The sequence below is a fragment of the Streptomyces chrestomyceticus JCM 4735 genome, assembly GCF_003865135.1.
GTDB classification, from domain to species: domain Bacteria; phylum Actinomycetota; class Actinomycetes; order Streptomycetales; family Streptomycetaceae; genus Streptomyces; species Streptomyces chrestomyceticus.
The window spans coordinates 2,284,893-2,308,494 of the sequence record NZ_BHZC01000001.1; the positions used below are offsets into that span (position 1 = coordinate 2,284,893).

Annotated in this window: 19 protein-coding genes and 4 pseudogenes; 11 read left to right on the forward strand and 12 right to left on the reverse strand. The window is 70.7% G+C overall.

Annotation, left to right across the window (positions count from 1 at the left end):
- Positions 1-87: 87 nt before the first annotated feature.
- On the forward strand, positions 88-1,011 hold the full coding sequence (locus EJG53_RS09400) for an LLM class F420-dependent oxidoreductase (protein WP_125049274.1): 924 nt from the start codon (positions 88-90) through the stop codon (positions 1,009-1,011).
- Between the two features lie 109 nt (positions 1,012-1,120).
- On the opposite strand, the gene EJG53_RS09405 is transcribed toward EJG53_RS09400, so the two are convergent.
- Both EJG53_RS09405 and EJG53_RS09410 read right to left on the reverse strand, forming a co-directional pair.
- Entirely contained in the window at positions 1,121-2,362 is a 1,242-nt protein-coding gene (locus EJG53_RS09405; protein WP_125044485.1) for a PP2C family protein-serine/threonine phosphatase, read from the reverse strand.
- A 129-nt stretch (positions 2,363-2,491) separates the two neighbouring features.
- Positions 2,492-3,049 carry a quercetin 2,3-dioxygenase gene (locus EJG53_RS09410; RefSeq protein WP_125044486.1) on the reverse strand — a complete coding sequence of 186 codons (558 nt, stop codon included), beginning with the start codon at positions 3,047-3,049 and terminating at the stop codon, positions 2,492-2,494.
- Positions 3,050-3,181: 132 nt separating this feature from the next.
- Here EJG53_RS09410 and EJG53_RS09415 point away from each other — a divergent pair, with 132 nt between their 5' ends.
- From EJG53_RS09415 to EJG53_RS09425, 4 genes and pseudogenes are all read left to right on the forward strand, one after another.
- Complete coding sequence (locus tag EJG53_RS09415) at positions 3,182-3,667, forward strand: MarR family winged helix-turn-helix transcriptional regulator (protein ID WP_125044487.1); 486 nt, start codon at positions 3,182-3,184, stop codon at positions 3,665-3,667.
- Positions 3,668-4,019: 352 nt separating this feature from the next.
- Complete coding sequence (locus EJG53_RS09420) at positions 4,020-4,460, forward strand: Ig-like domain-containing protein (protein WP_125044488.1); 441 nt, start codon at positions 4,020-4,022, stop codon at positions 4,458-4,460.
- Between the two features lie 160 nt (positions 4,461-4,620).
- A pseudogene (locus EJG53_RS43845) lies at positions 4,621-4,779 on the forward strand (site-specific integrase); the annotation flags it as partial.
- 88 nt (positions 4,780-4,867) lie between these two features.
- Positions 4,868-6,439, forward strand: a complete 1,572-nt coding sequence (locus tag EJG53_RS09425; RefSeq protein WP_244955069.1) for an FAD-dependent oxidoreductase — start codon at positions 4,868-4,870, stop codon at positions 6,437-6,439.
- A gap of 4 nt (positions 6,440-6,443) precedes the next feature.
- Here the strand turns inward: EJG53_RS09425 and EJG53_RS09430 are convergent, their stop codons facing one another.
- From EJG53_RS09430 to EJG53_RS09450, 5 genes and pseudogenes are all read right to left on the reverse strand, one after another.
- On the reverse strand, positions 6,444-6,653 hold the full coding sequence (locus EJG53_RS09430) for a hypothetical protein (protein ID WP_125044489.1): 210 nt from the start codon (positions 6,651-6,653) through the stop codon (positions 6,444-6,446).
- Between the two features lie 142 nt (positions 6,654-6,795).
- Positions 6,796-7,251: a DUF6099 family protein gene (locus EJG53_RS09435; RefSeq protein WP_125044490.1), complete on the reverse strand. Its 456-nt coding sequence runs from the start codon at positions 7,249-7,251 to the stop codon at positions 6,796-6,798.
- Positions 7,252-7,385: 134 nt separating this feature from the next.
- The gene (locus EJG53_RS09440) at positions 7,386-7,739 is read right to left on the reverse strand and encodes a nucleotide pyrophosphohydrolase (protein ID WP_030021704.1); all 354 of its coding nucleotides are present in this window, start codon (positions 7,737-7,739) and stop codon (positions 7,386-7,388) included.
- Positions 7,740-8,821: 1,082 nt separating this feature from the next.
- Positions 8,822-9,466, reverse strand: a pseudogene (locus EJG53_RS42325) (biotin transporter BioY); the annotation flags it as partial.
- Between the two features lie 54 nt (positions 9,467-9,520).
- Positions 9,521-9,910, reverse strand: a complete 390-nt coding sequence (locus EJG53_RS09450) for a cell division protein SepF (RefSeq protein ID WP_125044492.1) — start codon at positions 9,908-9,910, stop codon at positions 9,521-9,523.
- A 225-nt stretch (positions 9,911-10,135) separates the two neighbouring features.
- Here EJG53_RS09450 and EJG53_RS09455 point away from each other — a divergent pair, with 225 nt between their 5' ends.
- A complete protein-coding gene (locus EJG53_RS09455; protein ID WP_125044493.1) occupies positions 10,136-11,296 on the forward strand; it encodes a magnesium and cobalt transport protein CorA in 1,161 nt (386 codons plus the stop codon).
- Positions 11,297-11,566: 270 nt separating this feature from the next.
- Here the strand turns inward: EJG53_RS09455 and EJG53_RS42330 are convergent.
- Positions 11,567-11,758, reverse strand: a pseudogene (locus tag EJG53_RS42330) (cupin domain-containing protein); the annotation flags it as partial.
- Positions 11,759-11,775: 17 nt separating this feature from the next.
- Here EJG53_RS42330 and EJG53_RS09465 point away from each other — a divergent pair.
- Complete coding sequence (locus tag EJG53_RS09465) at positions 11,776-12,759, forward strand: hypothetical protein (RefSeq protein ID WP_125044494.1); 984 nt, start codon at positions 11,776-11,778, stop codon at positions 12,757-12,759.
- A gap of 196 nt (positions 12,760-12,955) precedes the next feature.
- On the opposite strand, the gene EJG53_RS09470 is transcribed toward EJG53_RS09465, so the two are convergent.
- Positions 12,956-14,335 (reverse strand): FAD-dependent oxidoreductase, encoded by a 1,380-nt coding sequence (locus tag EJG53_RS09470; RefSeq protein WP_125044495.1) that lies wholly within the window; start codon positions 14,333-14,335, stop codon positions 12,956-12,958.
- A 171-nt stretch (positions 14,336-14,506) separates the two neighbouring features.
- Here EJG53_RS09470 and EJG53_RS09475 point away from each other — a divergent pair, with 171 nt between their 5' ends.
- Positions 14,507-15,013, forward strand: coding sequence for a MarR family winged helix-turn-helix transcriptional regulator (locus EJG53_RS09475; protein WP_244955070.1), 507 nt, complete (start codon positions 14,507-14,509; stop codon positions 15,011-15,013).
- A gap of 47 nt (positions 15,014-15,060) precedes the next feature.
- On the opposite strand, the gene EJG53_RS09480 is transcribed toward EJG53_RS09475, so the two are convergent.
- Positions 15,061-16,056 (reverse strand): LysR family transcriptional regulator, encoded by a 996-nt coding sequence (locus EJG53_RS09480; protein ID WP_125044496.1) that lies wholly within the window; start codon positions 16,054-16,056, stop codon positions 15,061-15,063.
- Positions 16,057-16,262: 206 nt separating this feature from the next.
- Here EJG53_RS09480 and EJG53_RS09485 point away from each other — a divergent pair, with 206 nt between their 5' ends.
- The 3 genes from EJG53_RS09485 (at position 16,263) to EJG53_RS09495 (ending at position 19,219) form a co-directional block, all read left to right on the forward strand.
- Entirely contained in the window at positions 16,263-17,132 is an 870-nt protein-coding gene (locus EJG53_RS09485; protein ID WP_125049278.1) for an alpha/beta fold hydrolase, read from the forward strand.
- A 78-nt stretch (positions 17,133-17,210) separates the two neighbouring features.
- On the forward strand, positions 17,211-18,041 hold the full coding sequence (locus tag EJG53_RS09490; protein WP_125044497.1) for a DUF4253 domain-containing protein: 831 nt from the start codon (positions 17,211-17,213) through the stop codon (positions 18,039-18,041).
- Between the two features lie 32 nt (positions 18,042-18,073).
- On the forward strand, positions 18,074-19,219 hold the full coding sequence (locus tag EJG53_RS09495; RefSeq protein ID WP_125044498.1) for a winged helix DNA-binding domain-containing protein: 1,146 nt from the start codon (positions 18,074-18,076) through the stop codon (positions 19,217-19,219).
- An 84-nt stretch (positions 19,220-19,303) separates the two neighbouring features.
- On the opposite strand, the gene EJG53_RS09500 is transcribed toward EJG53_RS09495, so the two are convergent.
- Together EJG53_RS09500 and EJG53_RS09505 are read right to left on the reverse strand one after the other, a co-directional pair.
- Positions 19,304-20,455 (reverse strand): glycosyltransferase, encoded by a 1,152-nt coding sequence (locus EJG53_RS09500; RefSeq protein ID WP_244955602.1) that lies wholly within the window; start codon positions 20,453-20,455, stop codon positions 19,304-19,306.
- Positions 20,456-20,520: 65 nt separating this feature from the next.
- Positions 20,521-23,381, reverse strand: a pseudogene (locus tag EJG53_RS09505) (bifunctional glycosyltransferase/CDP-glycerol:glycerophosphate glycerophosphotransferase).
- Positions 23,382-23,602 lie beyond the last annotated feature (221 nt).

The following is a 23,602-nucleotide window of genomic DNA, read 5'->3' on the forward strand; positions in this document are numbered from 1 at the left end:
CTGCCCCGCCCCTCGTCGCACCGGCCCCTCCCGTACGCTGCCGTGCCTGTTCCCGGCTCCCGGCACCCGCAGGGCAAGATGGTCGGCATGGAACTCCGGATCTTCACCGAGCCCCAGCAGGGGGCCACCTACGACACCCTTCTCCGCGTCGCCCGAGCCGCCGAGGACCTGAACTACGGCGCGTTCTTCCGTTCCGACCATTACCTCCACATGGGCAGCACCGACGGGCTGCCCGGCCCGACGGACGCCTGGATCACCCTGGCCGGCCTGGCCCGGGAGACCAAAAGCATCCGGCTCGGCACCCTGATGACCGCGGGCACCTTCCGCCTCCCCGGCGTGCTGGCCATCCAGGTCGCCCAGGTCGACCAGATGTCGGGCGGCCGGATCGACTTCGGCCTGGGCTCCGGCTGGTACGAGGACGAGCACAAGGCGTACGGCATCCCCTTCCCGAAGGAGAAGTTCGGCCGGCTGGAGGAGCAGCTCGCGATCATCACCGGACTGTGGAAGACGCCCACCGGCGAACGCTTCACCTTCGACGGGAAGTTCTACCAGCTCACGGACTCGCCCGCGCTGCCCAAGCCGGCCCAGCCGAAGGTGCCGGTCCTCATCGGCGGGCACGGCGCCAAGCGCACCCCCGCGCTCGCCGCCGAGTACGCGGACGAGTTCAACATCCCCTTCGCCTCGGTGGACGACACCGAGCAGCAGTTCAAGCGGGTACGGGCGGCAGCCGAGCAGCGCGGCCGGGACGCCGACGAACTCGTCTACTCCAATGCCCTGGTCGCCTGTGTCGGCCGGAACGACGCGGAGGTCAAGCGCCGCGCCGACGCCATCGGCCGCGAGGTCGACGAGCTGAAGGCCAACGGGCTGGCGGGCTCCCCCGCCGAGGTCGTCGAGCGGCTCGGCCGCTTCGCGGGCGTCGGCTCGCAGCGCGTCTATCTGCAGATGCTCGACCTGACCGACCTCGACCAGATGGAACTGATCGCGTCCGAGGTCATGCCGCAGGTGGCCTGAACGGGGGCCTGAGCTGGGGGCGTGGGGGCGGGGTACGAGGGCGGGGTACGGAGCGACGGGTACGGGGCGGGACGGGGTTCCGTACCCCCGCGGCCTCGCCCGCCCGGCCTCACACCGCCGGCGCCACCCCGCCCGGCCCCCACGGCCCCGGGCACCACTCCACGAGCAGCAGCGTGGCGTCGTCCCGCAACTCGTTGGCCTGGTCGTCGACGATGAAGTGGATCAGGCGGCGCAGCGTCTCGAAGGCCAGCTCGCCGCCCGCCGTGGCCCGGATGATCGTGTCCGTGAACCGTTCCAGCCCGAACAGGGCGCCATTGGCGTCACGCGCCTCGGTCACGCCGTCCGTGTAGAGCAGCACCCGGTCGCCCGGCTCCAGGTCCGCGACGTGGACGGTACGCGGCTCCGGGCTCAGCGCCGCGGGCAGGCCCAGCGGCAGTTGGCCGGCCCGCTCCAGCGCACGGTCGAGGACCGCGTGCCGCCGGATGAGGAGCGGTGGCGGATGGCCGCAGTTGATCCAGCGGAGCCGGCCGTCGGCGAGGTCGAGCTGAAGGAAGACACCGGTGGCGAAGCGGTCCGGCAGCCACTGGAACAGCGCCTGGTCGACGGTGTCCACCGTCTCGCGCAGGTCGGCACCGGCCCGGCGGCCGCTGCGGCAGCCGGCCAGGGCGACGGAGGTCGCCAGGCCGGCGGCCAGGTCGTGGCCCATCGAGTCGATGATGACGGCGTGCAGCGTGTCCTGCGTCATGGAGTGGTCGAACGCGTCGCCGCCCAGCTCGTAGGCGGGTTCCAGCACCGCCGTGGACACCGCCTGCTCGTTGCCGATCGTGCGCGGCGGCAGGAAGGCACGCACCATTTCCGCGGGGAGCTGCATCGGCTGCGTACGCGCCTGGCGTACGAACGTGTCGCTGTAGGCCCGTTTCGAGGTGATGATGGGAGCCAGCAGGGCCGCCAGCGCACGGCAGCGGCGCATCCGCTCGCCGTCCAGCAGATCGGTGCGTACCTCCAGGACGCCGAGCCGCTCCACCCCGTCGACCAGCGGCAGCCAGACCCGGATGCCGCCCTCCGGATCGTCGGCGTCCTCCACCCGCATGGCCAGTGTGCGGTAGGTCCAGCCGGCGAGGGTGGAGTCGACGGGGAGCGCACGCTGTCCCACGCCCAGCGGGCACAGTTGCCGCTGCTGGATGTCGACCAGGTAGAGGCCGACGTGCCGCAGGCCCAGGGCCGTGGCGTGCCGGTTCACCAGGTCGGGCATGTCCGTGGGGGCCGCGCGCTGGGCCTGCTCCAGCAACGCTTCGAGCATCCCGTAGCCCTCGGCGCCCGGATAGGCATCCGCAAAGGCTTCGCCGGCCATCGTGATCACCTCCTACCGCAGTCTCGCACCGCGCCCGCACCCCCGCCGTCCGGGCGACCCGGCGGCGCCGGACGTTCCTCCACTCGGGTCGCGGCCACCTGCGGCCGCCCCGCGATCAGTCCGTACGCCTCAGCTCGTACGCCACTCGTGCCCCGGCAGAAAACGCACGTCGTACTGCCCGGGAACCGTCCCGAACTTGCCGCCCTCCGGGACGACCGGCTCCCGCGGCAGGCCGAGCTGCTCGGTGGGGACGCCGAGGTTCTCGAAGAACCGCTCGAACGTACCGCCGGGGCCTGCGGCGACGCCCACGACCTGGCTGTGGTGACGTTCCATGCGGTAGGCGTGCGGACAGTTCACGGGGACGAAGCCGAAGTCGCCGGGGGTCAGCAGCTTCTCCTGCTGTCGGCCCTCGGTGTCCTCGACGAACAGCCGGACGGCGCCCTGGGTGACGTAGAAGACCTCGTACGTGTCGGTGTGCAGGTGGGCCGGGATGAGGTCGCCCTTGGGGCCCTCGACGGTGAAGAAGTTGAAGGCGTTCCCGGTCTGCTCGCCGCCCGCGTAGACGGTGATCAGATCGCCGAACAGGTGGGCACGGTCCCCTTCGCCCTTCTCGACGAAGTACGGCCGCCCCGGTTCCGGCGGGATGCGTGAGGTCCGGCGGTAACGCGTGGCGAACTCGATGGTCATGGTCCCTCCTGGCACGGACACCTGACGTCAGGCGGCCTGACATATGCGTGTCAGGTACCCTGACAGCCCGGGTGTCCAGGAAGCAACCCCACCCGCCCCGCCGCCCTCTTCCCCCTCCCCCAAGGCGCAGCCATGCCGACCTCCCCGCCCCCGTCACCGCCGTCCTCCCCCCGCCGCAACCTCCCCCAACTGCTCGGCGACGCCCGGCGCTGGTTCGAGGAAGCCCTCCTGACCGCCATGAACGCGGCCGACGGCCCTCCGGTGACCTCGACACAGGTCCAGCTCTTCGCCGTACTGGACGCGGAAGGCACCACGGTCGCCGCACTCGCCCGGCGCATGGGCGTGACCCGGCAGACCGCACACCAAGCCGTACACGGCCTGGTGTCGGCCGGACTGCTGGAGCAGGTACCCGACCCCGCCTCCGCCCGGCAACGGCTGATCCGCCGCACCCCGGCGGGCGAGCGCGCACACCACCAGGCCGAACGGCTCCTCCAGGACCTGGAACGCCAACTCGCCGCACGCATCGGCCACGACGCGGTCAACGCCCTCCGTGCTGCCTTGGAAGCTCCTTGGGGGCCGGTTCCGGCCCCAGCTACACCCTCAACCCCAACCACCTGACAGACAGCGGGGCAAACCGGGGCCAGCATCGACGGGCCCAGCATCGCCCGCATTTTCCGCCGCCCCTCACCATTCCGCGACCGCTCCCACACCCGAGTCCGCGCCCGCGCCGGAAAACTCCCTCAGCCCGGATTCCCAGCCCACACGGAACGAAAATCCGATGGTGCGATAACACGCCCTTATTCTCCGGCGCGCCCACCACTGAAGTCGACACCCCCTGGGTTCCCCGCCCCACCGCCCGCATTCCCCCGCCTCACCCTTTCGGCTCAACAACGCGCGTCCCCGCACCCCTCCCGCGCTCCGGAACGTTGATCAGTAAGTCGGAGATAGGACTTACTGAAAGAGGTATGACGTGCCCTGTCCCACCTCCCGTGCGACCGCGATCTCCACCACGGCGCTGACCCTGGCCAGCGCCCTCACCGTCACCGCGGCGTCCGCACTCGACCACAACGACCAGCCCGCACCCCCCAAGCGCCTCAACGCCCGGTCCTACGACGCGTCGTTCGACGTACTGGCCCGCCAGACCAGCGGACTGAAGGCGAAGCTCAGCGAAGCCGACGGCACACCGGTGGCGGGCCTGCCGGTCAAGTTCACCGTGGCCGGCGAGAAAGCCCTCCTCTGCGAGGCCGTCACGGACACCGACGGTTACGCCGAGTGCAAGAAATCCCGCCTCCCCGCGTTCCTCGCGTCCGCCGTCAAACTGCTGACCGGCGGTTACGACACCACTTTCGACGGCAACTCCCGGTACGCCCCCGTCTCCACCCACAATTCCGTCGCCGTGGACATGCGCTGAACACCCCGGCCGAGCATTACCGCCAAGACACTCGTCCCTTATACCTTCGTCGCTCCTGGTCGGTAGCGAACGGGGCATCGACCGCAGGACCGGTCTGAAGTCAAAGGGGAAGTGGCGCCCACTGTCGTAAAGCTGCCGGCCGGGAAGGCGTTGACCGTCCGGGCGGCAGCGGAGGTCGCTTCTGATACTCATGGCAAAGTCCCGGCACAAGAAGCCGGAGAATGTCCGCCGCTACGTCAAACCGTCCCCAGAGGCGATCGCCGAGCTCACAAGCCTGCTCGCTCCCGGCGACAACAGCCGAAGAGCCTCCGTCCGTTGACGGTGCCGGCCCCATTTTCCTCATGGGCCAAGCCCTTGACACCGCAGCGCCTTTTTGGCTTTTTGGGTGGTGGGTCATAGTCAGCGCCATGGACTATCTGGACTATGACGTAGTGGTGGCCGGAGGCGGCCCCGTCGGACTGATGCTGGCCTGCGAGCTCCGCCTCGGGGGCGCGCGAGTGGCCGTCCTGGAGCGCCTCACCGAAGTGAACCCGACGATCAAGGGCGGGGCGATCACCACGCCCAGCGCCGAGGCGCTCTACCGCCGGGGCATGCTCCCCGCGCTGGCCGAGGTGCAGCGGCAGGCGATGGACCGCTTCCAGGCATTCATACGCGAACGGGCCGGCGGGGACGCAGGCGTTACCGAGGGCCAAGGGCTCGGGATCGTCGGGCACTTCGCCGGAATCATGCTGCGCGCCGACCTGGTCGACCGTACGGAACCGGGCCTCGGCGACGCCGGACCCGCCGCCGAGATCGCTTTTGTGGCGCAGCAGGACATCGAGCGGCTGCTCTGCGGGCGGGCGGACGAGCTCGGCGTCGACGTGCGCCGGGGAGTGGAGCTGACCGGCTTCGCCGCGGACGACGGGGGCGTCACCGTGCGGACCAGCCACGGGGCCGTACGGGCCGGCTGGCTCGTGGGCTGCGACGGCGGTCGCAGCACGGTCCGCAAGCTCGCGGGCTTCGCATTTCCCGGTACCGACCCGGAGATCACCTGTCACCAGGCGGTCGTGGAGATGACCGGCGCCGAGGACCTGAAGGTCGGCTGGGCCGCCACGGACACCGGGGTGTACGCCCACGGGCCGATGCCGGGCCGCATCGTCACCGTGGAGTTCGACGGCCCGCCGGCCGACCGGGACGCGCCGGTCACAGCCGAGGACCTCCAGGCGCGGCTGCGCCGTGTGTCCGGCGTGGACGTCACGATCACCGAGGTGCGGACCGCGACCCGCTTCACCGACCACGCCCGTCAGGTCACCGAGTACCGCAAGGGCCGGGTGCTGCTGGCGGGCGACGCGGCGCACGTGCACTCCGCGTTCGGGAGCCAGGGGCTGAGCCTGGGGATCGGGGACGCGATGAACCTCGGCTGGAAGCTCGCCGCGGTGATCGCAGGCCGGGCGCCGGAAGGGCTGCTGGACACGTACACCTCCGAGCGGCATCCGGTCGGCGCGTGGGTCCTGGACTGGACCCGGTCCCAGGTCGCGGCCATGCGCCCGGATCCGCAGTCCCGGGCCTTGCGCAAGATCGTCAGCGACCTGGCGGAGACGGTCGCGGGCACCACGTACCTCACCTCGCGGCTCAACGGCGGCGGGGTACGGTACGAGCTGCCCGGCGACCACCCGCTGACCGGCCGTAGCACCCCGGACCTCGAACTCACCAACGGCAGCCGCCTCGCGGACCACCTCCACGGCGGCCGGGCGCTCCTGCTCGACCTCACCGACGACCGGGAGCTGCGGGCCCTCGCTGCGGGGTATTCCGACCGCGTCGACATCCTGACGGCCGGCTGCCCGTCCCGCCCGGAACTGGCGGCGGTCCTCGTCCGTCCGGACGGCTTCACGGCCTGGGCAGCCGACGCGGAGGCACACGCACTGACGCCGACGGCCGGGCTGGCGGAGGCACTGGAGGAATGGTTCGGAGTGCCAGAGGGCGCGGTGACACCGGGCTGATCCGTCACTCTGCCGACGGACTCGAACCACGAGCCGACCCCACCCACGGCCGCCGTACCAGCCCGGTGCGGCGGCCGCCCGGCAGTTCGGGAAACTGAAACAAGTACCGGCCAAGCATGTTGACGCGGTGGCGCACGAACGGGGCGAGACGGGCCATCTCCTTGTCGCGGGCATCGAAGAGGAGCTGTTGCCCAGCCGCGCCGAGGAAGATCATCCGGGCGAGCGCGTGGCGACCCTCACGGCAGCATCCGTCTGTAGCTGCTCCAGCACACACCCCCGCGCCCCTGAGCAGCTCCCCCGGCGCCCGGAACAGCTCGCACCGGCCCCCGCAGTAGCTCGCGCCGGTGCGTGCGCCCTCAGAGGGTGCCCGGGGAGCGTACGGCGAGGTGCTTCAGTATGCCGGTGACCCGGTCGCGGGACTCGTCGGCCACGTCCATCGCCTCCACGCAGGTCCAGTACATCCCCTCCTCGTCCGCCGCGCAGACCACGCCCACCAATGCTTCGCACACCTCGCCGAGCAGCCAGTTCAGCCCTCGCAGGGCCGCCAGGGTGTCCCGTACTTCGGAGAGCTGGGCCGCCCGCGGCCCGCCGATCCTCGGCGCGGGGATCAGCAGTACCGCGCTCGTCCTTCCTCCCGCATCACCCAATCCCCGCGCCCGGGACCGCACTTCGTGCGGCCCGGATATCGCGAGATGGCTGCCCACCGCCTCGGCCAATGCCTGTGCCTGCCACGCCTCGACGACGATCTCCTGGACCGTCTGCGCCTGCGCCAGACCGCGCCGACTGGCCGCGATGATGCGCACCGCGTCCATCCGCGACCCCCTCCCTCAGACCACTGTCAGCTTCGCCGCACCTACCTGCCACTACCCAGCGTGAACTTGAAAGGCCCAAAAGGCCAGAGGAATTCGCAAATCTGTGGACAACCAAGACGATGTGGAAAGATCCTTCACTCCATAGAGTGACGATTGGCTCGTTCGGCCCCCTTCACGGGAAATCGTGTCTCATTACGTTCGATCTTCGCGGCCAGCGCCTGCAGCACATCGATGCCCAGGGCGTCGCAGAACTGCAGGAGGTACGCCAGTACGTCGGCGACCTCGTCCTCGACCCGCCCGGCAGCCGTCGCGTCACTCATGACCCGTGCCGACTCCTCCGGCGTCAACCACTGAAAGATCTCGACGAGTTCGGCGGCCTCGACGCTGAGCGCCGCGGCCAGGTTCTTGGGGGTGTGGTACTGCTTCCAGTCGCGGGCCGCGGCGAACTCGGCGAGCCGCTTCTGCAAGGCATGGAGATCTTCACTCATGCTCCTAGGTGTAGCACCTGCACCTCGGGCAGCCCTTCGGCGGCCGACGCGTCCCGTACCGTCCCGAGCAGCCGGACGTGCCCGCGCCCGACCATCCGTACGGCGAGTTCCAGCAGCGCCCGTGCCTGCCGGTCGTCGAGGCTCCGGTCCAGCCCGTCCGCCATCAGCCCCAGCACCTGACGCGCGGCGAGCACCTCGCCCGCCGGGTCCATGGCCAGCACCTCCGGGCCCGTGAGGAGCACCAGCGCGAGCGCGACGTACCGGAGCTCGCCGTCCCCGAGCTGCTCCAGCGGCGTCGCCGGCAGCCCGCCGCGCTCGACCAGTGCCCGTATGCCGACCGTGCCGCCGTGTTCCACCGGTTCGGCCCGCAGGCCGGCGACCGGCCCGACGCAGCCGGCGCGCACCGCCTCGACCAGCACCGCGTGCCGCCGCGCGCATTCCCGGCTGGTCCGTCCCAGTACGGCGGGGAGGTTGTCGCAGGCCGTACGCAGCCGCCCGTCCCCCGCGCTCCACCCCCAGCTTCCGCCGAACATGCCGCCGTCGTCCGCCGCCCCCTCGCCGCCGGACCCGGCCGCGAAGGCTTCCGGAGAGCCTTCCGGCGGATCGGCCTCCGTACGCGCATCAGCGCGGGGACCGGCGTGGGAAGCGGCACGGGAGGCGCTGCCGGAACCAGTGGCGCCACGCGTCCCGGCAGTGCCACGAGTTCCGGTGCCGCCCCGAGCCCCCGTGGTCCCACGGTTTCCGGTGGCACCACCGGCCTCGGCAGCACCGCTCGGGTCGGTGAAACCACCCGGCCCGCCCACCCCACCCGTTCCACCCGGTCCGCTCGGCCCACCTGCCCCTCCCGCTCCCGACCCGGCGGCATCAACCGACCCGGAGGCGGCGGTACGAGGGCCATAGCCGCCACCCACGTTCTCGCGGCTTGTGCGGCCGCCCCCACGGGCACCGGCCGCGCGAGCTCCAGGCACAGCACCGGCCGCGGTTCCGGCCCCGTACCCGCTGCTCCCGGAACTGCATCTGGTCGCCCCCCTGGGCCCCGGACCGCTCGCCGCCTCCGCACCCGTCACCGCGCCCGCACCGCACCCGCCCCCCAGGCCCGACCCGCGCATCACCTCCGGCCGCGGATCGCACGCGAACACCGACCGCAGCGCCACGACCACCTGTTCCGCCGCCGCCAGCACGAGCCGCTGCCCAGCCGTCTTGCCCGCGACCCGTAATGGCAGCAGCGCCGTACCCAGACGGTCGTCGGGCAGCGGCGCGCGCGTCACGGGCGTAGCTCCGGCCGTGTACCAGGCGGCCTGCACCGCGCGCCGGGCAGGGTCCGTCAGGGCCGTCGACAGCAGGGTCTCGCCACCACCCGTCAGTCGTTCGCCGACGATGCGCAGTTCCGGCTCAGCCTGTACGGCGACGTCGAGTCGCACCGGGCCGACCGGTCCGTCGACCGTGCAGCCGATGCGGAACCCGCGTCTGCCCTGCCCGTCCGGTCGCGCCCAGGCCGGGACGCATCCGGCCGCGCCTCCCGGCGCCGCCGCCACGGCCCGCCCGAGCCGGGCGCCGCTGCCGAGCCGCGCGAGGATCTCGTACGCCTGCAGCACGCTGGACTTCCCGCTGCCGCTCGCGCCGGTCAGGAGGGTCAACGGGCCCAGCGGGAAGGTCGCGCCGCGATGCGACTTGAAGGCGGACAGGCGTAATTCGGTGACCGCCGGGCGCACACTTTCTGTGTCCATACGAGGACGCTAGGCAACCGGCGAAAGCAAAACCGTTACGGCTGCAACGCCTTCCTACGATCGGGGTACGAGACCCGTCGGCGGCTCGGCGACCTCGGTGCCGACGGGCGCGAGCAGGAAGACGTTGGTGTCGACCCGGTGCATCCCGCTGGCGAGCCCGAAGACCACGCCGCTGGAGAAGTCCAGGATGCGTTTGGCCACGTCGGCGTCGGCGCTGCTGAGGTCGAGCAGGACGGGGATCTGCGCCATCAGGTACTCGGCGACCTCGCGCGCGTCGGCGAAGGTCTGCACCCGGATGACGACGAACCGCCGCATCTCCTCGCCCGGTTCCTCGTCGGGCAGGGCACGGTGATCGGGCCACGAAGGCCATTCACTGCCGCTGCGAAGGGGAACGACCTCGGCGAGCCCTTCCCACTGTTCGTCGGTGGCGTCGGGCCCGTTCACCGAATCACCTCTCCCGGAGGGGCTGGACAACTTCGCTATCTGCATCGCGCAATTGTAGGGATAAACACTTATACGTCTTCGGGTACGACACACGGATGGCGTCACCCGGCTCCCCCATCCTGCACCATGCCCACTGATCACCGCCGACACCCCGGACCTATATCCTGCGACGAGATCCCTCCCTTGTTCCTGTTCACTCCCTCTGTCACGTAGGTCGGTTCCGTCATGAGCGTCGATCCTCCCGGTCGCGGGCTGCGCGGCCTGCGCGGGCTCCGCAAGCCGGCGAAGAAGCGGCCGGCCGCCGCGGCGACACCCGCCGGCACCACGGACGGGCCGCCGGCGCCGGACGCCGGGGCCCCGTCCGCCGGCAGTGTCATCAATGCCACTCTTTACCGCGACGGACATCGCCTCAGTACCCACGAAACCCTCGCCGACACCTTCCGGCACCTGCGCACCACCGCCGGTTCCATGGCCTGGATCGGCCTGCACCGGCCGTCGTCCTCCGAATTGGTCACCCTGGCTTCGGAATTCGACCTTCACCCGCTGGCCGTAGAGGACGCGCTGGAGGCCCATCAGCGGCCGAAACTGGAGCGTTACGGCGACACTCTGTTCGTCGTCCTGCGGGCCGCCCGTTACCTGGACGACCCCGAGGAGGTCGAGTTCGGCGAACTGCACGTCTTCGTCGGCCCCGATTTCGTGATCACCGTCCGGCACGGCGGCGCCCCCGACCTGCCCGCCGTACGCCGCCGCATGGAAGCCGCCCCGGAACTGCTCGACCGCGGCCCCGAGGCGGTCCTGTACGCGATTCTCGACGCCGTCGTGGACGATTACGCTCCGGTGGTCGCCGGTGTCCAGAACGACATCGACGAGATCGAGACCGAGGTCTTCGGCGGCGACCCGCGCGTTTCCCGCCGTATCTACGAACTGTCCCGCGAGGTCGTGGAATTCCAGCGCGCGACCCGCCCCCTGAACAGCATGCTGGAAAGCCTGACCGCGGGCTTCGAGAAATACGGCATCGACGAGGAACTCCGCCGCTACCTGCGCGACGTCGCCGACCACGCCACCCACACCACCGAACGCGTGGACGGCTTCCGCCAGGCCCTCCAGGACATCCTCACCGTCAACGCCACCCTCGTGAACCAGCAACAGAACGCCGAGATGCGCGCCCTCGCGGAAGCCGGCTTCGAACAGAACGAGGAGATCAAGAAGATCTCCTCGTGGGCGGCCATCCTCTTCGCCCCCACCCTCGTCGGCACGATCTACGGCATGAACTTCGACCGCATGCCGGAGTTGCACTGGGCGTTCGGCTATCCGTTCGCGATCGTGCTGATGGCGGTGGTGTGTACGAGCTTGTACGTCATCTTCAAACGGCGGGACTGGCTCTGAGCAATCAGCGCCAGGGCGCTGCAAGCCGATCGTCGCGGAAGCGCGCGGCGCACCCCATTCAGCCCGCTGGGGAAAATCTGGGGAGAATCACCTCTGCCGCCCTCTGGCCGGTACAGCTATAGACCGCTGCCCGCCCGGTCGGTCGTCGGCCGACGGCCACGGCTCGATCTTCCGCCACTGCGCACCGGGCATTTCACGTCGCACCACGCCACGCCTACGGCCGAACTCCAGCAGCCGGTAGCGGGAGGGCCGCACCCGGGCGCGAGGGCGTCAGGAGGTGGGGCGGGCGCGCAGGTGAGCGCGTTCGCCCTGCTTGCCGAAGATGACCAGCAGCTCCACCGGCTGGTCGTTGTCGGAGCCCAGCCAGTGCGGGTCGTGGGTGTCGAATTCCGCGACTTCCCCCGGCGCCATGACCAGGACGCGGTCGCCGAGGCGCAGGCGGAACCTGCCGTTGAGGACGTGCCGAGAAAGGCACTCCCATGCCACTCCTGCTGATCCGCTCCGACCTGAGCCGACTCGCCGCCGCCGACGACGAACTCGACGGCGCCATCGACGCCGTCGAGAAATCGGCCGTACAGTGCGCTTCCGGCGACCGGGCGCAGACCCTCTTCGCGGGCCTGAACCTGGCCGGTGGTGACGAATTGGCCGCGCAGTGTGTCTCGCTGGCGAGCGGCCCGGCAACGCTGCGGCGCTTCCCCAACGGGGTGAAGGGCGAACGCCCCAACGCATGGCTCGGCATGCAGTTGGACGGCACCACCGGCGCCGTCGACAGCATGATCGCACTGGACGACTTCAACGTACGGCGTACGTCGGCCCCCGCCGCCGTCGGTGTGCGCCACCTCGTTCCCGCCGACGCCACCACACTGACGGTACTGGGCAGCGGGGCACAGGCCCGGAGCCACGTACGTACGATCCGGCGCGTGATGCCGGACCTGAAACACCTGAAGCTGTGGAGCCCGTCGCACGAGAGCCGGACGGCGTTCGGCGCGGACCTGCGCGCCCAACTCGGCGACGCCGTACGGGTGTCGGTCGCGGACACCGTCGACGAGGCGGTGTCCGGAGCCGATGTCATCACCGCGGCAGGCCGCCACTCCCTCGGCGAGGCAGCCATACCTGATCCCGGCTGCGTACGTCCGGGTGCGCTGGTGGTCAGCATGACCGGTGCCGGCGGCAACCTGCTCGCACACGGCGCCCGCCTGGCCGTACCCACGGCGCAGCGCCCTGAACTGGTGGCCTTCGGCTTCGCCAGCGGATTCATCGGCAAGACCCCGCCGCCGGCCCCCTCCGGCGCACTGGAACTGACAGACATGATCACGGGCAAGGCCCCCGCCCGCACCTCCGACACGGAAACGATCGTGTTCGAACTGGCCGCGCCCTACCAGTGGGACGTCCCGATCCTGGCGTGGATCCGCGCGTGGGCGGACGAGCGGGGGCTGGGCACCTCGTTCGACTTCTCCGGCTGAACAAGCTCAACGAGGTGCCGGTCCGGCAGGTCAGCCCATGCCCTGCCGGCCGACCCCAGGCAGCTACCGGCGCGGTACTTGTCACGTAGGGCCTCCCTGAATTGCCCTGAGCGATCACCGAATGCCGACGGCCCAGCCGGAGCATCGTCTTCTTCTGCCCAGGAGGAGATGTTTCCTCCCTTGGAAAGCCGGGTGATCAGTTCTCGCCCGGAGGGACCAGCCGCCCGTACTCCTCGCGATCACCACCCCGGCCCAGGTAGAGGTCCTGCGCCATCTTCTTCCGCACGGCGGGGACGTGGCGGGCGACCCAGAAGTACCCGCGCATGGCGGCCAGTGCGGCCCGGCCGATGACCGGCTTGTGGAGGGGCTGGTCGCCGCCGGTCTGCTCGAGTGATTCCTTGACCGCTTCGAAGCCGTAGCGGACCATCTTTTCCTCGTACGCGTCGATGGCCTCCAGCAGCGTGGTGTCGCCACGGACGTACTGGATCAAGCCGCTGCACAGCCGGGCCGCGTCGCGCAGGGAGGTGTTGGCGCCGACGCCCTGGCCTGGGGTCATGGTGTGGATGGCGTCGCCGAGAAGGGTGATGTTGCCGGCGGTCCAGCGCGGGATCGGTACCGAGGTGCGGATGTTGATCGGGAAGGTCGTCTGCCGGTCGCCCATGCTGAAGAGCTTGCGGAGGCTCGGGCTCCAGTCGGGCGTCATGCTCAGGACGGTCTCGATCAGCTCGTCCGGGGACTTCTTCAGGAGGTCCGGCGGGAACTTGTCGGCGGAGGCCCAGAATCCCCAGTTGATGTAGTCCCGGGTGTTGTCGAAGAGCAGGCCGGGCCACCGCTTGAGGAGTTCGGCGTCGTTGCCGCCGATGCCGTTCTTGATCCGGCCTGCCCGGTCCCAGCCGAATTCCATGGTGTGCAGGATGCAGCTATACCCCTTGGGAGCGACGACCAGGCCGATGCCCTGGAAGACCTCGGGCGGGAGCAGCGCCTTGCTCTCCGGGGTGATCGGGACCTTGGCGGTGACGGAGATGATGCCGGCGTCCTTGACCCGCGCGTGCGGCAAGTACTGGCGCCGGACGCGGGAGTTGGTGCCGTCGGCGGCGACGAGCAGGTCGCCGGTGGCACTGGTGCCGTCGTCGAAGTACGCGGTGACGCGGCCGTCGGCCTCCTTCTCGTAGTGCGTGAAGGTCTTGCCGAAGTGGACCTCGTCCTCGATGCCGGTGAGCAGCACCTGCCGGAGCGTCATCCGGCTCACGGACTTCTCACTGTTGACGGGGTCGTCGCTGTCGACGAGGCCGAGGGTGAGGCTGGGTTTCAGGTCCTCCCTGAGGAAGCTGAAGTACTTGGGCGCCCGGGCGCAGGTGGCACGGAAGGTGTCGAACAGTTCGGGCGGCAGCAGGTACTTCAGCGCCCGGCTGCCGTCGGGATTGATGCCTACGCGGTAACCGTGCAGGCCGGCGCTGCGGGTCTGCTCGCGCTCGTAGACCGCGAAGCTGATTCCGGCCCGCTTGAGGCCGTGCGCCAGGGCCATACCACCGGTGCCGCCACCGATGATGAGGACGTGGAACGGTGCGTCGGTCATGTCGGGGTGTTCGCCTCGCGTTTCTGGCGGGTGGGTCGCGTGGGTTGGTGGTGATATCGGTGGCGCGGGGTTAGGGCGAAGTTCTAGTCACTAGAACTTCTAGCTAATTCTTCGTCGACTGTACGGATCGGGTCGCTAGAATTTCAAGAGACACCGGGGAGAGGACGCGACGTGACAGCGGAGCAGGCGACCGGCCGGCGGCCCGAGCCGACGCCCGAGGACGAGCGGGAGCGGCTCATCGAGGAGCTCGGCCTGGTCATGCAGGAGTTCCAGCGTTCGACAGACACCCTCGACCAGCAGGTCGCGGACCGGCTCGGGCTCAACCGCACCGATCTGCGCTGCCTCGACCTGCTCTTCGGGCCCGCCCCCATGAGCCCCGGCGAGCTGGCCGGTGCCGCCGGTCTGACCACGGGCGGCGTCACCACCGCCATCGACCGCCTCGAACGCTCCGGGTACGCGGCCCGCGTCCGCGACACGGCCGACCGGCGCCGGGTCATCGTGACACCCACCGAGAAGGGCCGCGCGGTGGTCGCCGAGATCTTCACGCCCCTCGCGCGCGAAGGAGCGGAGTATCTGCGCGGACTCGGTCCGGACATCCTGGGCGAGATGGTCGCCTTCCTCCGCTTCGCCACGCGCCGGCAGCGGGACCATGCGGCGCGTCTGGCCCAGGGGGACTGAGGACTCCGCCGTAGGTACGTACCCGTGCGGGGCGTCGGTGACGTCCGTCAGGTGCGCGGCGGGTTCGGGCGGTGAACGGGCCGGGGGTCGGGCCGGTGACTGGGCCCGTGATCGGGCCGGTGATCAAGCCGGTGATCGAGTGCGGCGCCGACATCGGGGCAGCTCCGTCGGATGACGTCGAGGAAGGCGTGCAGCACCGGCGACCGTTCCGAGGGCGCGAAGGACAGGACGAGGTCCGGCAGCGGCGTACGCGGCGTCACCTCGCACAGCCACGTCCCCGGACGCGGGGCCGCCGCCATCCGGGACGGCCCCAGGCCGACGCCCACCCCGGAGGCGGCGAGGCCGATGATCGTGTGGACGTCCCGCGCGACGGTCGCGCCGCACAGCGCCGCGGCGTCCTCGCCGAGCAGGGCGCGCAGCCCGGCGGAGATGGCGGGCTCGTCCTCGCCGGAGGCCACGATCAGCCGCTGGTGCCGCAGTTGGTCCACAGTCACCGACGGGCGCCCCGCATACGGGTGCGCGGTGCTCACGACGGCGACCAGGTGGTCGTGGCCGATCGGTACGGACACGAGATGCTCGGCCCCGGCGCCTCTCGGATACCCGAGCGTGACCGCCACATCCAGTTCTCCGGCGACGAGGGCGGCGGTGCTGCGGCTGGTCGCCATCTCGTGCAGCTCCAGCCGCACATCGGGCCGCGCGCGGCCGAACCGGCCCAGGACGACCGGGAGGGGTTCGAGCAGTGCTGAGGCGATGAATCCCAGACGCAGGCGGCCCGTCTCACCCCGCGCGGCCCGGCCCGCGTCGGACGCAGCCGCCGTCATCTCACCGAGCGCCCGGCGCGCCCGGGCGAGGAACGCCTCGCCCGCGGCCGTCGGGAACACCCCCCGGCGCGTACGGTCGAACAGCCGGGCGCCCACCTCGCGTTCCAGGTCGGCGATCTGCTTGGACAGCGGAGGCTGCGCGATCCCCAGCGCACCGGCCGCCCGGCCGAAGTGCGCGTGCTCGGCGAGCGCGAGCGCGTACCGCAGATGGCGGGCTTCCATGGCGAACGGCCTCCGGTGCTTCGACTCTCCGACCCCTCGGGTCCTTCGGGGCCCCTCCGGTCCTTCGGGCCCCTCCGCCCTCCGGCAATACCTCAGAGGTATCGCCACCCACCTTCTCAGATCTTCCGCTGGATGACGCCGCGGTGGCCGACTGGGATGGCCGTATGAACAACGTTCCCCCGACCGGCCCGACGGGCGGCTCCCTGATGCGTACGGACAACTCCCGACCCCATGCCGACGGCTCCCTGCCGGGCACCGTCTTCGTCCTCGTCCACGGCGCCTGGCACAGCTCCGCGCACTGGGCGCCCACGCAGCGGGCCCTCGCCGGACTCGGTGTCGCGAGCGTGGCCGTCGACCTGCCCGGACACGGCACCGAAGCGCCGCTGCCCACCGGCTACCTGCGGCCCGGACAGCCGGGCCTGCTGACCGAGAAGTCGCAGGCCGCCGACGTGACGATGGACGACTGCGCCGACGCCGTGCTGGCCGTACTGCGCCAGGTCCGTCACTACCGGGACGTCGTGCTCGTCGCCCACAGTGCGGGCGGCGGCCCGGCGTCACTGGCCGCCGAGCGGGCACCGGAACTCGTCGACCGGATCGTCTACCTGTCCGCCTTCGTCCCCGGTGGACGCCCCCGATTCTCCGACTACATCGACGCACCCGAGAACGCCACCGCCTTGGGGCAGGGCCTGACCCTCGGCGACCCGCAGGCCCTCGGCGCGATACGGATCAACCCGCTCTCGCCGGACCCCGCCTACATCGAGATGCTGCGGCAGACCCACTACCAGGACACGCCTGCGGACCGCTTCGACCGCTGGCGGTCCCTGCTGAGCACCGATCTGCCGCTGGCGGTCGTGGGCTCCCCGGTCACCGTCACCTCGGAGCGGTGGGGCCGGATTCCGCGCACCTTCCTGCGCTGCGCGGACGACCACGCGCTGCCTCCCGCCGTACAGGACCTGATGATCACGGAGGCCGACCGGGCCGCGCCCGCCCGTCCGTTCACCGTACGCACCCTCCCCGGCAGCCACAGCCCGTTCGCCGCGCGGCCGCAGGAGTTGGCTTCGGCTCTGGTCCGGTGAGGCCGGACCGGGCCGTGCCGTACCGGTGCTGAACGCCGTTGCCGGGGCATTGTCAGACCCTGGTTCTACCCTTCGAGCATGAACACGGAACTGCTCGGCCCGCCCATCGACACCGCCCTCCCACCCGGCCGGATGATCGCGTCCGACGAGGGGGACGGAGACGTGGCGCCCCTGTGGCTGAGCGACGGCGCCGCCTCCGCCGGCCTCTGGGCGCGGCTGTGTGCCGAGCACGCCGCGACCGGATGGTGGCCGCTGCTGCTCGACTCGCTCGATCCCTGCGACGACGCGTTCCGGCCCTGGGCCTCGGGCGAGTTGTACCCCGAGGGCATGTCCTCGCCGCAGGCCCACTCCCCTGCGGATCTCCTCGCCACGTGGTGGGGAAGGCACGCTCACGACAGTCTCGCTCAGGACGGTGAGGAGGGCGAGGCCGAGCAGTCGCCGGACGGTTGCCCGGCCGCCACCGCCCCGTTCGGGCTGTCGTGGCCGGGGTGCGCGCCCGGCCGGGAGCCGGCAGCGGATCCGGAGGCGGTGGCCGTCGCCTTCGCCCGGCTCTTCGCCACGCGCAGACCGCATGTACGTCTGGGCCTCGTCGCGGCGGGCAGCGGGGCCGACGCCCTCACAGCCGTCGGCTGGAGCGGCCCGATGAACTACGACAACGACACCGCCAAGTACTCCGCGGTCGTACGGGACTGGGAACGGCGTTTCGGCGCCCGGGTGGTGGCGGTCGGCTTCTCGACCTTGCATCTCAGCGTCGCCGCGCCGCCGACCGACAAGGAGGACGCCCTGCTCATCGCCGCTGAGCACTTCGCCGTCTGCCCCGACCTCCTCTGGCAGAGCTGCCACCCGTCCCTCGACTCGTACGCCGAAGGTCTCATAGGCGCCGGGCATTGGGAGCTGTGGTGGGACTGACGCGCCGCACCGGGGAAACCGGTGAGACCGGTGTGATCACTGCGCGTTCCCTCAACCGCTCCACGCTCGCACGGCAGTTGCTGCTCGGCCGCGAACCGGTCGGTGTCACCGACGCGTTGCGGCAGGTGGTCGCCCTCCAGGCACAGCAGCCCGCCTCGCCGTACATCGCCCTGTGGAACCGGCTCGCCGGCTTCACCCCGGGCGACCTCGATGCTGCCGTGTCCGGTCGTGAAGCGGCCAAGGCCACGCTCATGCGGGTCACGTTGCACCTGGTCCACGCCGAGGACTACCGGATCTTCCGCGAAGCCATGGAGCCGACGTTGCGCGGTTCCCAACTCGGCGACGCCCGTTTCCGGGCATCCGGGCTGACGGCGGCCGACGCCGACGCCCTCGTCCCGGAACTGCTCGCACACGCCGACCGGCCACGCACCGCAACTGCCCTTCAAAGCCACCTCGAAGAGCGGCTCGGCGCGCCGCTGGAACCGTCGGCCTGGCGGATGCTGCGCCAGTACGTCCCCCTGTGGCACGCGCCCGCCGAAGCACCGTGGCTCTTCAACACCCGGCTGTCCTACGTCGCGGCAAGCGGGCGACCGGCACTGACCGACCCCGATGCCGCCGCGGCGGGCCTGCAGGTTCTGGTGCGCCGCTACCTCGCCGGGTTCGGTCCGGCGTCGGTCGCGGACGTGGCCCAGTTCTCGCTGGTACGGCGGGACCGTGTCAAAGCCGCGTTGCAGACGCTCGCCGACGGCCTCGTAGAGCTGGCGGGCCCGGACGGCACGGTGCTGTACGACGTCCCCGACGCGCCCCGGCCCGCCGAGGACACCCCGGCCCCGCCCAGGCTGATGGCGATGTGGGACAGCATCCTGCTCGCCTACGCCGACCGCGGCCGCGTCATCCCGCCCGCGTACCGCAAGCTCGTGATCCGCATGAACGGCGACGTTCTGCCCACCCTGCTGGTGGACGGCTACGTCGCCGGCGTCTGGCGTCCCGCCGACGGCGGTATCGAAGCCACCGCCTTCCACCCCCTCCCGGACGAGGTCTGGGAGGAGCTGGCCGCGGAGGCCCGGTCGCTCACAGCCTTCCTGGCCGACCGGGACCCCGCGCCCTACCGCCGCTACGACCACTGGTGGACCAAGGGCCTCCCGGCCGCCGAGATACGGCTGCTGCCCGGCGACTGAGCCACCGAGCGATCGAACGGCCGAGCTGTCGAACGGCCGGGTTGATCTGCTGTGGAGGCTCCGTCGCCGGGGCGATGCGATGGTTCAGCGTTGGAGGAAGGTGAAGAGGTCCTCCCAGCGCTGGACGATCTCACCGGTGGCGTAGCGCTGGATGTTGGTGCGGGCGGTCTCGCCCATGCGGTCGCGCAGGGCCTGGTCGCTGATGAGCGTGTCCAGGTGGCGGGCGAGTTCGCTGGTGTTGCCGGGCGGGGCGAGCAGGCCGTCCTCGCCGTGCCGGATGATCTCGCGCACCCCGGGGGCGACGTCGAAGGCCACGCACGGCACGGCGGTGGCCATCGCCTCCATCGGCGCCAGCGGGAAGCCCTCGCCGCGGGAGCTGAGCACGAACACCGACGCCTCGCGCAGCGCGCCGGGCACGTCGCTGGTGCGGCCCATGAAGGCGACGCTGTCGGCGATGCCCAGCTGCGCGCTCTGCTTGCGCAGCGCCGCCTCCTCCTCCCCCGCCCCGTACAGGCGCAGGGTCCACTCGCGGTGGCGGGCGGCGATCAGGGCCCAGGCCTCCAGCAGCAGGTCGACGCCCTTCTCCTCGTGCAGCCGCCCGATGCTGGCCACCACCTTCGCCGTGCGCGCCGACGGCGTCTCGGGGAAGAAGGGCAGGGGGTTGGGCATGAAGCCGACGTTGTCCAGGCGCTGGCGGATCCAGGCGTCCGCGTCCTCGCGGGTCAGCGCCAGCATCCGGTCGACGTCCTTGTAGAAGGTCTTCACGCGCGTGAAGCGCGAGGACTTGCGGCAGGTCTCGAAGGACTCGTGGCTCATGCCGATCACCGTGTGCCCGCACGTGTCGGCCAGCGCCACCCACTCCATCGCCCAGACCTGGGTGACGATGACGACCGCGCCCGGCCGGGCCGCGGCGAACAGCGCGGAGAGTTTGGCGGCCTGGGCGCGCATGCCCGCCTCGCGGGCCGCCCGGCGCCGGTGCTCGGCGAGGTTGGCCCGGTCCTTGAGCGTGCGCACCGGCCGCACCTGCGGCGGGTGCTGGTCATAGAGCGTCGTGGTCGCATACGGCAGACCGTCGGCCAGGGGGCGGGCGCGGCCGGGCGGCGGCGGGGTGATGCCCACCAGGTGCACCCGGTGGCCGCGGGCCGCGAACAGCTCCGCCATCTGGTGCGACCAGCTGGTGATGCCGCCCAGTTCGTTGACGCTGTTGGAGACGAAGAAGATGTCCCGCACCGGCACAGCCGGGGCGGCGCCGCCGGCGTCGGGGGCCGGGTGCGGGTCGGCGGGTATGGGGGTGGTGGTCATCAACGGCTCCAGTGGGAGAAGAACTGCTCGACGAGGGTGCGGGCGGCGTCCCCGCGCTCGTACTCGCCGAAGTGGGCAACGAAACGCTTGCGGGCCGCGGCGTACTCCGGCCCGCCCGCCCCCAGGCCCTGAAGCGCGGCGAAGAAGGCCTCCTCGGTCTCCACCAGCGGGCCCGGCGCGTGCTCGCGCAGATCGAAGTAGGTGCCGCGCTGCTCGTGCACATACGCCTCGTAGTCGTAGGTGAAGAACACCATCGGCCGGTCCAGCAGCGCATAGTCGAACATCACCGACGAGTAGTCGGTCACCAGCACATCCGCCAGCTCCAAAAACGGCGCCACATCATGATGCGCCGAGACATCGAGGACCGAGCCGGCCACCGTCGGCGGCAGCGTGACATGGTTGAGATAGTGCGAGCGCACCAGCAGCACATACCGGTGTCCGAACCGCTCCGCGAACCGCTCCACATCGAACGGCAGCTCAAAGCGGTGCGAGCGCCCCCGCTGGTGCGGAACGTCGGCGCATACAAAATGACCTGCTTGTCCGCCGGGATGCCCAGCTCCGCCGCCAGCGGGCCGCGCACCCGCGCCCCGCCGACCTCCTCGGCCTTGCGGGCCTGGACCAGGGCGTCGTTGCGGGGATAGCCCACCCGCAGCAGCGCCCGCTCCGGCAGCCGGAACGCCTTGGCCAGGGTGCGCACATCATGCTCCGAGCGCACCAAGAACCGGTCGAAGCGGTCCAGCGCCCGCTGCTGCTCCGCCTGCTGCGCCCGCGTCAGGGTCTTCTGGGCGGGCTGGTCGAAGCCCATCTTCTTCAGCGCCGACCCGTGCCAGGTCTGCAGATACGTCGTCTCCGGGCGCTTGGCCAGCTTCAGCGGGAAGGACTGGTTGTCCACCCAGAACTCCGCCTGCGCCAGCGCCTTGAGATACGGCAGCGACCACCGCCGCACCAGCGTCGCATCCGCCGGGAAGGCCCCCGGATCCCCCGAGTAGGCCCAGTACGCCTCGAAATCCAGACCCTGGCGGCGCATCTCCTCATACAGCGCCCGCGGACTGTCGCTGTACTGCCGGCCCAGGTGGCTTTCGAAGACCACCGTGCGCTTTTTGACCGGCAGCCGCGAAAACACCTCGTGATACGCCCGCAGCTTGGCCTCCCCCGAGGTCAGCTGCTTACGCAGCGCCCGGGCCCGGCGGTAGCCGGACTTCGCCAGCGCCCCCGGCCGGCCCTGGACCGACTTGGTGATCAGCTCCCGGGCCCGCTCCCGGCCCGGGTCCTCGCCCACCAGCTCGAACGCCAGATGCCCCTTGGCCGAGACGTGCGGGCGCACATGGTCGGCGACCATCCGCGTCAGCCGCGGCCGCACCGGCAGCGGCCGCCCCGACAGGTCGGTGTCCGCCACACTCAGCCGCGTCGTGGTCCGCACCCCGTCCGCCTCAAGCACCAGGCGCACGTCCCACACCGCGTCGATGATGCCCAGCGGCCGCAGCCGCCCACTGACATCGGCCACCGCCTCCCACTCGATGACCTCCCCCGCATGCCGCACCGCGGCCACCGGGAAGGTGAACGCCTGCAGCCCCCGGCGCCGCGCCGAAAACTGCAGCTCCGCCCGCAACTGCGCCCCCTCGCCGATACGGCCCAGGGCGTTGGTGATACGCCCGGCCAGCCGCACCCCGCCGCCGGCCGCCGCCTCGAAGGCGGTCAGCTGGTTGCGCAGGAACATCTTCTCCAGCGGCCGCGTGTGATACCCCAGCTCCGTGACATCCAGCACCTGGCGGCCCAGCGGATCGTCCAGGTGCTCGGCGCACCAGAACACCCGCCCGTCCCGCTCGGCCAGCGGCACCGCCACCTTGCCCGGATTCAGCAGCGCGTCCACCGCCGGAATCAGATTCGCCCAGTCCCCCCGCCCCAGCAGATACCCGCAGACCGCCTGCAGCGGCTGCGCCCGCCCATAGGCCTCGGGATCCAGCGTCGCCAGATACTGCGCCGACAGCCGCGCGAACTCCGCCCGGTACTCCGCATCCCGAAACGGCAGATCCCGCAGGTGCAGCACCAGATCGTGCTTGAGGAACTTCACATCCTTCGCCACCCGCATCTCGGCCATGCCCCGCTCCGCGAGCATCGCATCGATCCGCCGGTGCACCTCCAGCCGGTGCGCGTAATTGGTCATCTCATGACGCCGGTTGGTCACCGACTTGACCGCCGCCGCCTGATGCACATGCCAGAAATACACCTGATTCGGAATCAGCGTAATCCGCGACGCCGCCAGATACGCCTGCGCGATGAACTGCAGATCCTCATAGAACATGCCCTTGGGAAACCGCAGATCATGCTCCAGCAGAAAATCCCGCCGGTAACACTTGTTCGTCGACAGCGTGTCCCACACGAACAGATCCGGCAGCTCCGCCACCGACTCCAGCGTCCGCGTCTGCCGGTACAGCCACGCATACCACTCATTACGCTTCTCCACCGGCGCGTCCTTGTGCAGCCGCACACACAGACCCGACACCAGATCCGCCCCCGTCGCCTCCGCGGCCTCCACCAGATTCCGGCAGGCATTCCGCTCCAGCACATCATCACTGTCCAGGAACATCACATAACGCCCCACCGCCTCCCGGATACCCCGGTTACGCGGCTCACCCCCCGCCCCACTGTTCTCCTCCAGCCGAAACGCCCGCACCCGCCCCGGCCACCGCCGCGCCAGACCCTGCGCCACCGCAAAAGAACCATCCGTACTGCAGTCGTCGACAATCACCACCTCGACATCACCGAACGACTGCCCCAGCACCGACTGCACCGCAGCAGGCAACCGCTCGGCATCGTTGTAGACGATTACGACGACTGAGATTTCGGTCACAGAAACCATCTCTCCGAAAAGACGACCACTAGGCAAAAGATGAGGGTTTATCCGCGCCAAGACGCCATATCGCCCACAAATCGCAACAGTGTACGACAGGCTGCAGTGCGACGATGACTGCGGGTGGCATCCCGACTGCTCCTGGACGCCCGGAGGCGGCGCGGACCGGCGCAGCCCCGTGCCCCGCCGAGGCTGATCACGCTTCGGCGGGGCACGGGGCACACGGAGGA

What these genes read in the sequence shown, in the direction of transcription:
- EJG53_RS09405 (WP_125044485.1), bottom strand. Translation starts at nt 2,362, where the DNA reads ATGGCCGGCGAAGCCTTTGCGGATGCCTATCCGGGCGCCGAGGGCTAC.
- EJG53_RS09485 (WP_125049278.1), top strand. Translation starts at nt 16,263, where the DNA reads ATGCGTACGGACAACTCCCGACCCCATGCCGACGGCTCCCTGCCGGGC.
- EJG53_RS09440 (WP_030021704.1), bottom strand. Translation starts at nt 7,739, where the DNA reads ATGAGTGAAGATCTCCATGCCTTGCAGAAGCGGCTCGCCGAGTTCGCC.
- EJG53_RS09490 (WP_125044497.1), top strand. Translation starts at nt 17,211, where the DNA reads ATGAACACGGAACTGCTCGGCCCGCCCATCGACACCGCCCTCCCACCC.
- EJG53_RS09455 (WP_125044493.1), top strand. Translation starts at nt 10,136, where the DNA reads ATGAGCGTCGATCCTCCCGGTCGCGGGCTGCGCGGCCTGCGCGGGCTC.
- EJG53_RS09425 (WP_244955069.1), top strand. Translation starts at nt 4,868, where the DNA reads ATGGACTATCTGGACTATGACGTAGTGGTGGCCGGAGGCGGCCCCGTC.
- EJG53_RS09435 (WP_125044490.1), bottom strand. Translation starts at nt 7,251, where the DNA reads ATGGACGCGGTGCGCATCATCGCGGCCAGTCGGCGCGGTCTGGCGCAG.
- EJG53_RS09430 (WP_125044489.1), bottom strand. Translation starts at nt 6,653, where the DNA reads ATGATCTTCCTCGGCGCGGCTGGGCAACAGCTCCTCTTCGATGCCCGC.
- EJG53_RS09465 (WP_125044494.1), top strand. Translation starts at nt 11,776, where the DNA reads ATGCCACTCCTGCTGATCCGCTCCGACCTGAGCCGACTCGCCGCCGCC.
- EJG53_RS09470 (WP_125044495.1), bottom strand. Translation starts at nt 14,335, where the DNA reads ATGACCGACGCACCGTTCCACGTCCTCATCATCGGTGGCGGCACCGGT.
- EJG53_RS09480 (WP_125044496.1), bottom strand. Translation starts at nt 16,056, where the DNA reads ATGGAAGCCCGCCATCTGCGGTACGCGCTCGCGCTCGCCGAGCACGCG.
- EJG53_RS09410 (WP_125044486.1), bottom strand. Translation starts at nt 3,049, where the DNA reads ATGACCATCGAGTTCGCCACGCGTTACCGCCGGACCTCACGCATCCCG.
- EJG53_RS09415 (WP_125044487.1), top strand. Translation starts at nt 3,182, where the DNA reads ATGCCGACCTCCCCGCCCCCGTCACCGCCGTCCTCCCCCCGCCGCAAC.
- EJG53_RS09400 (WP_125049274.1), top strand. Translation starts at nt 88, where the DNA reads ATGGAACTCCGGATCTTCACCGAGCCCCAGCAGGGGGCCACCTACGAC.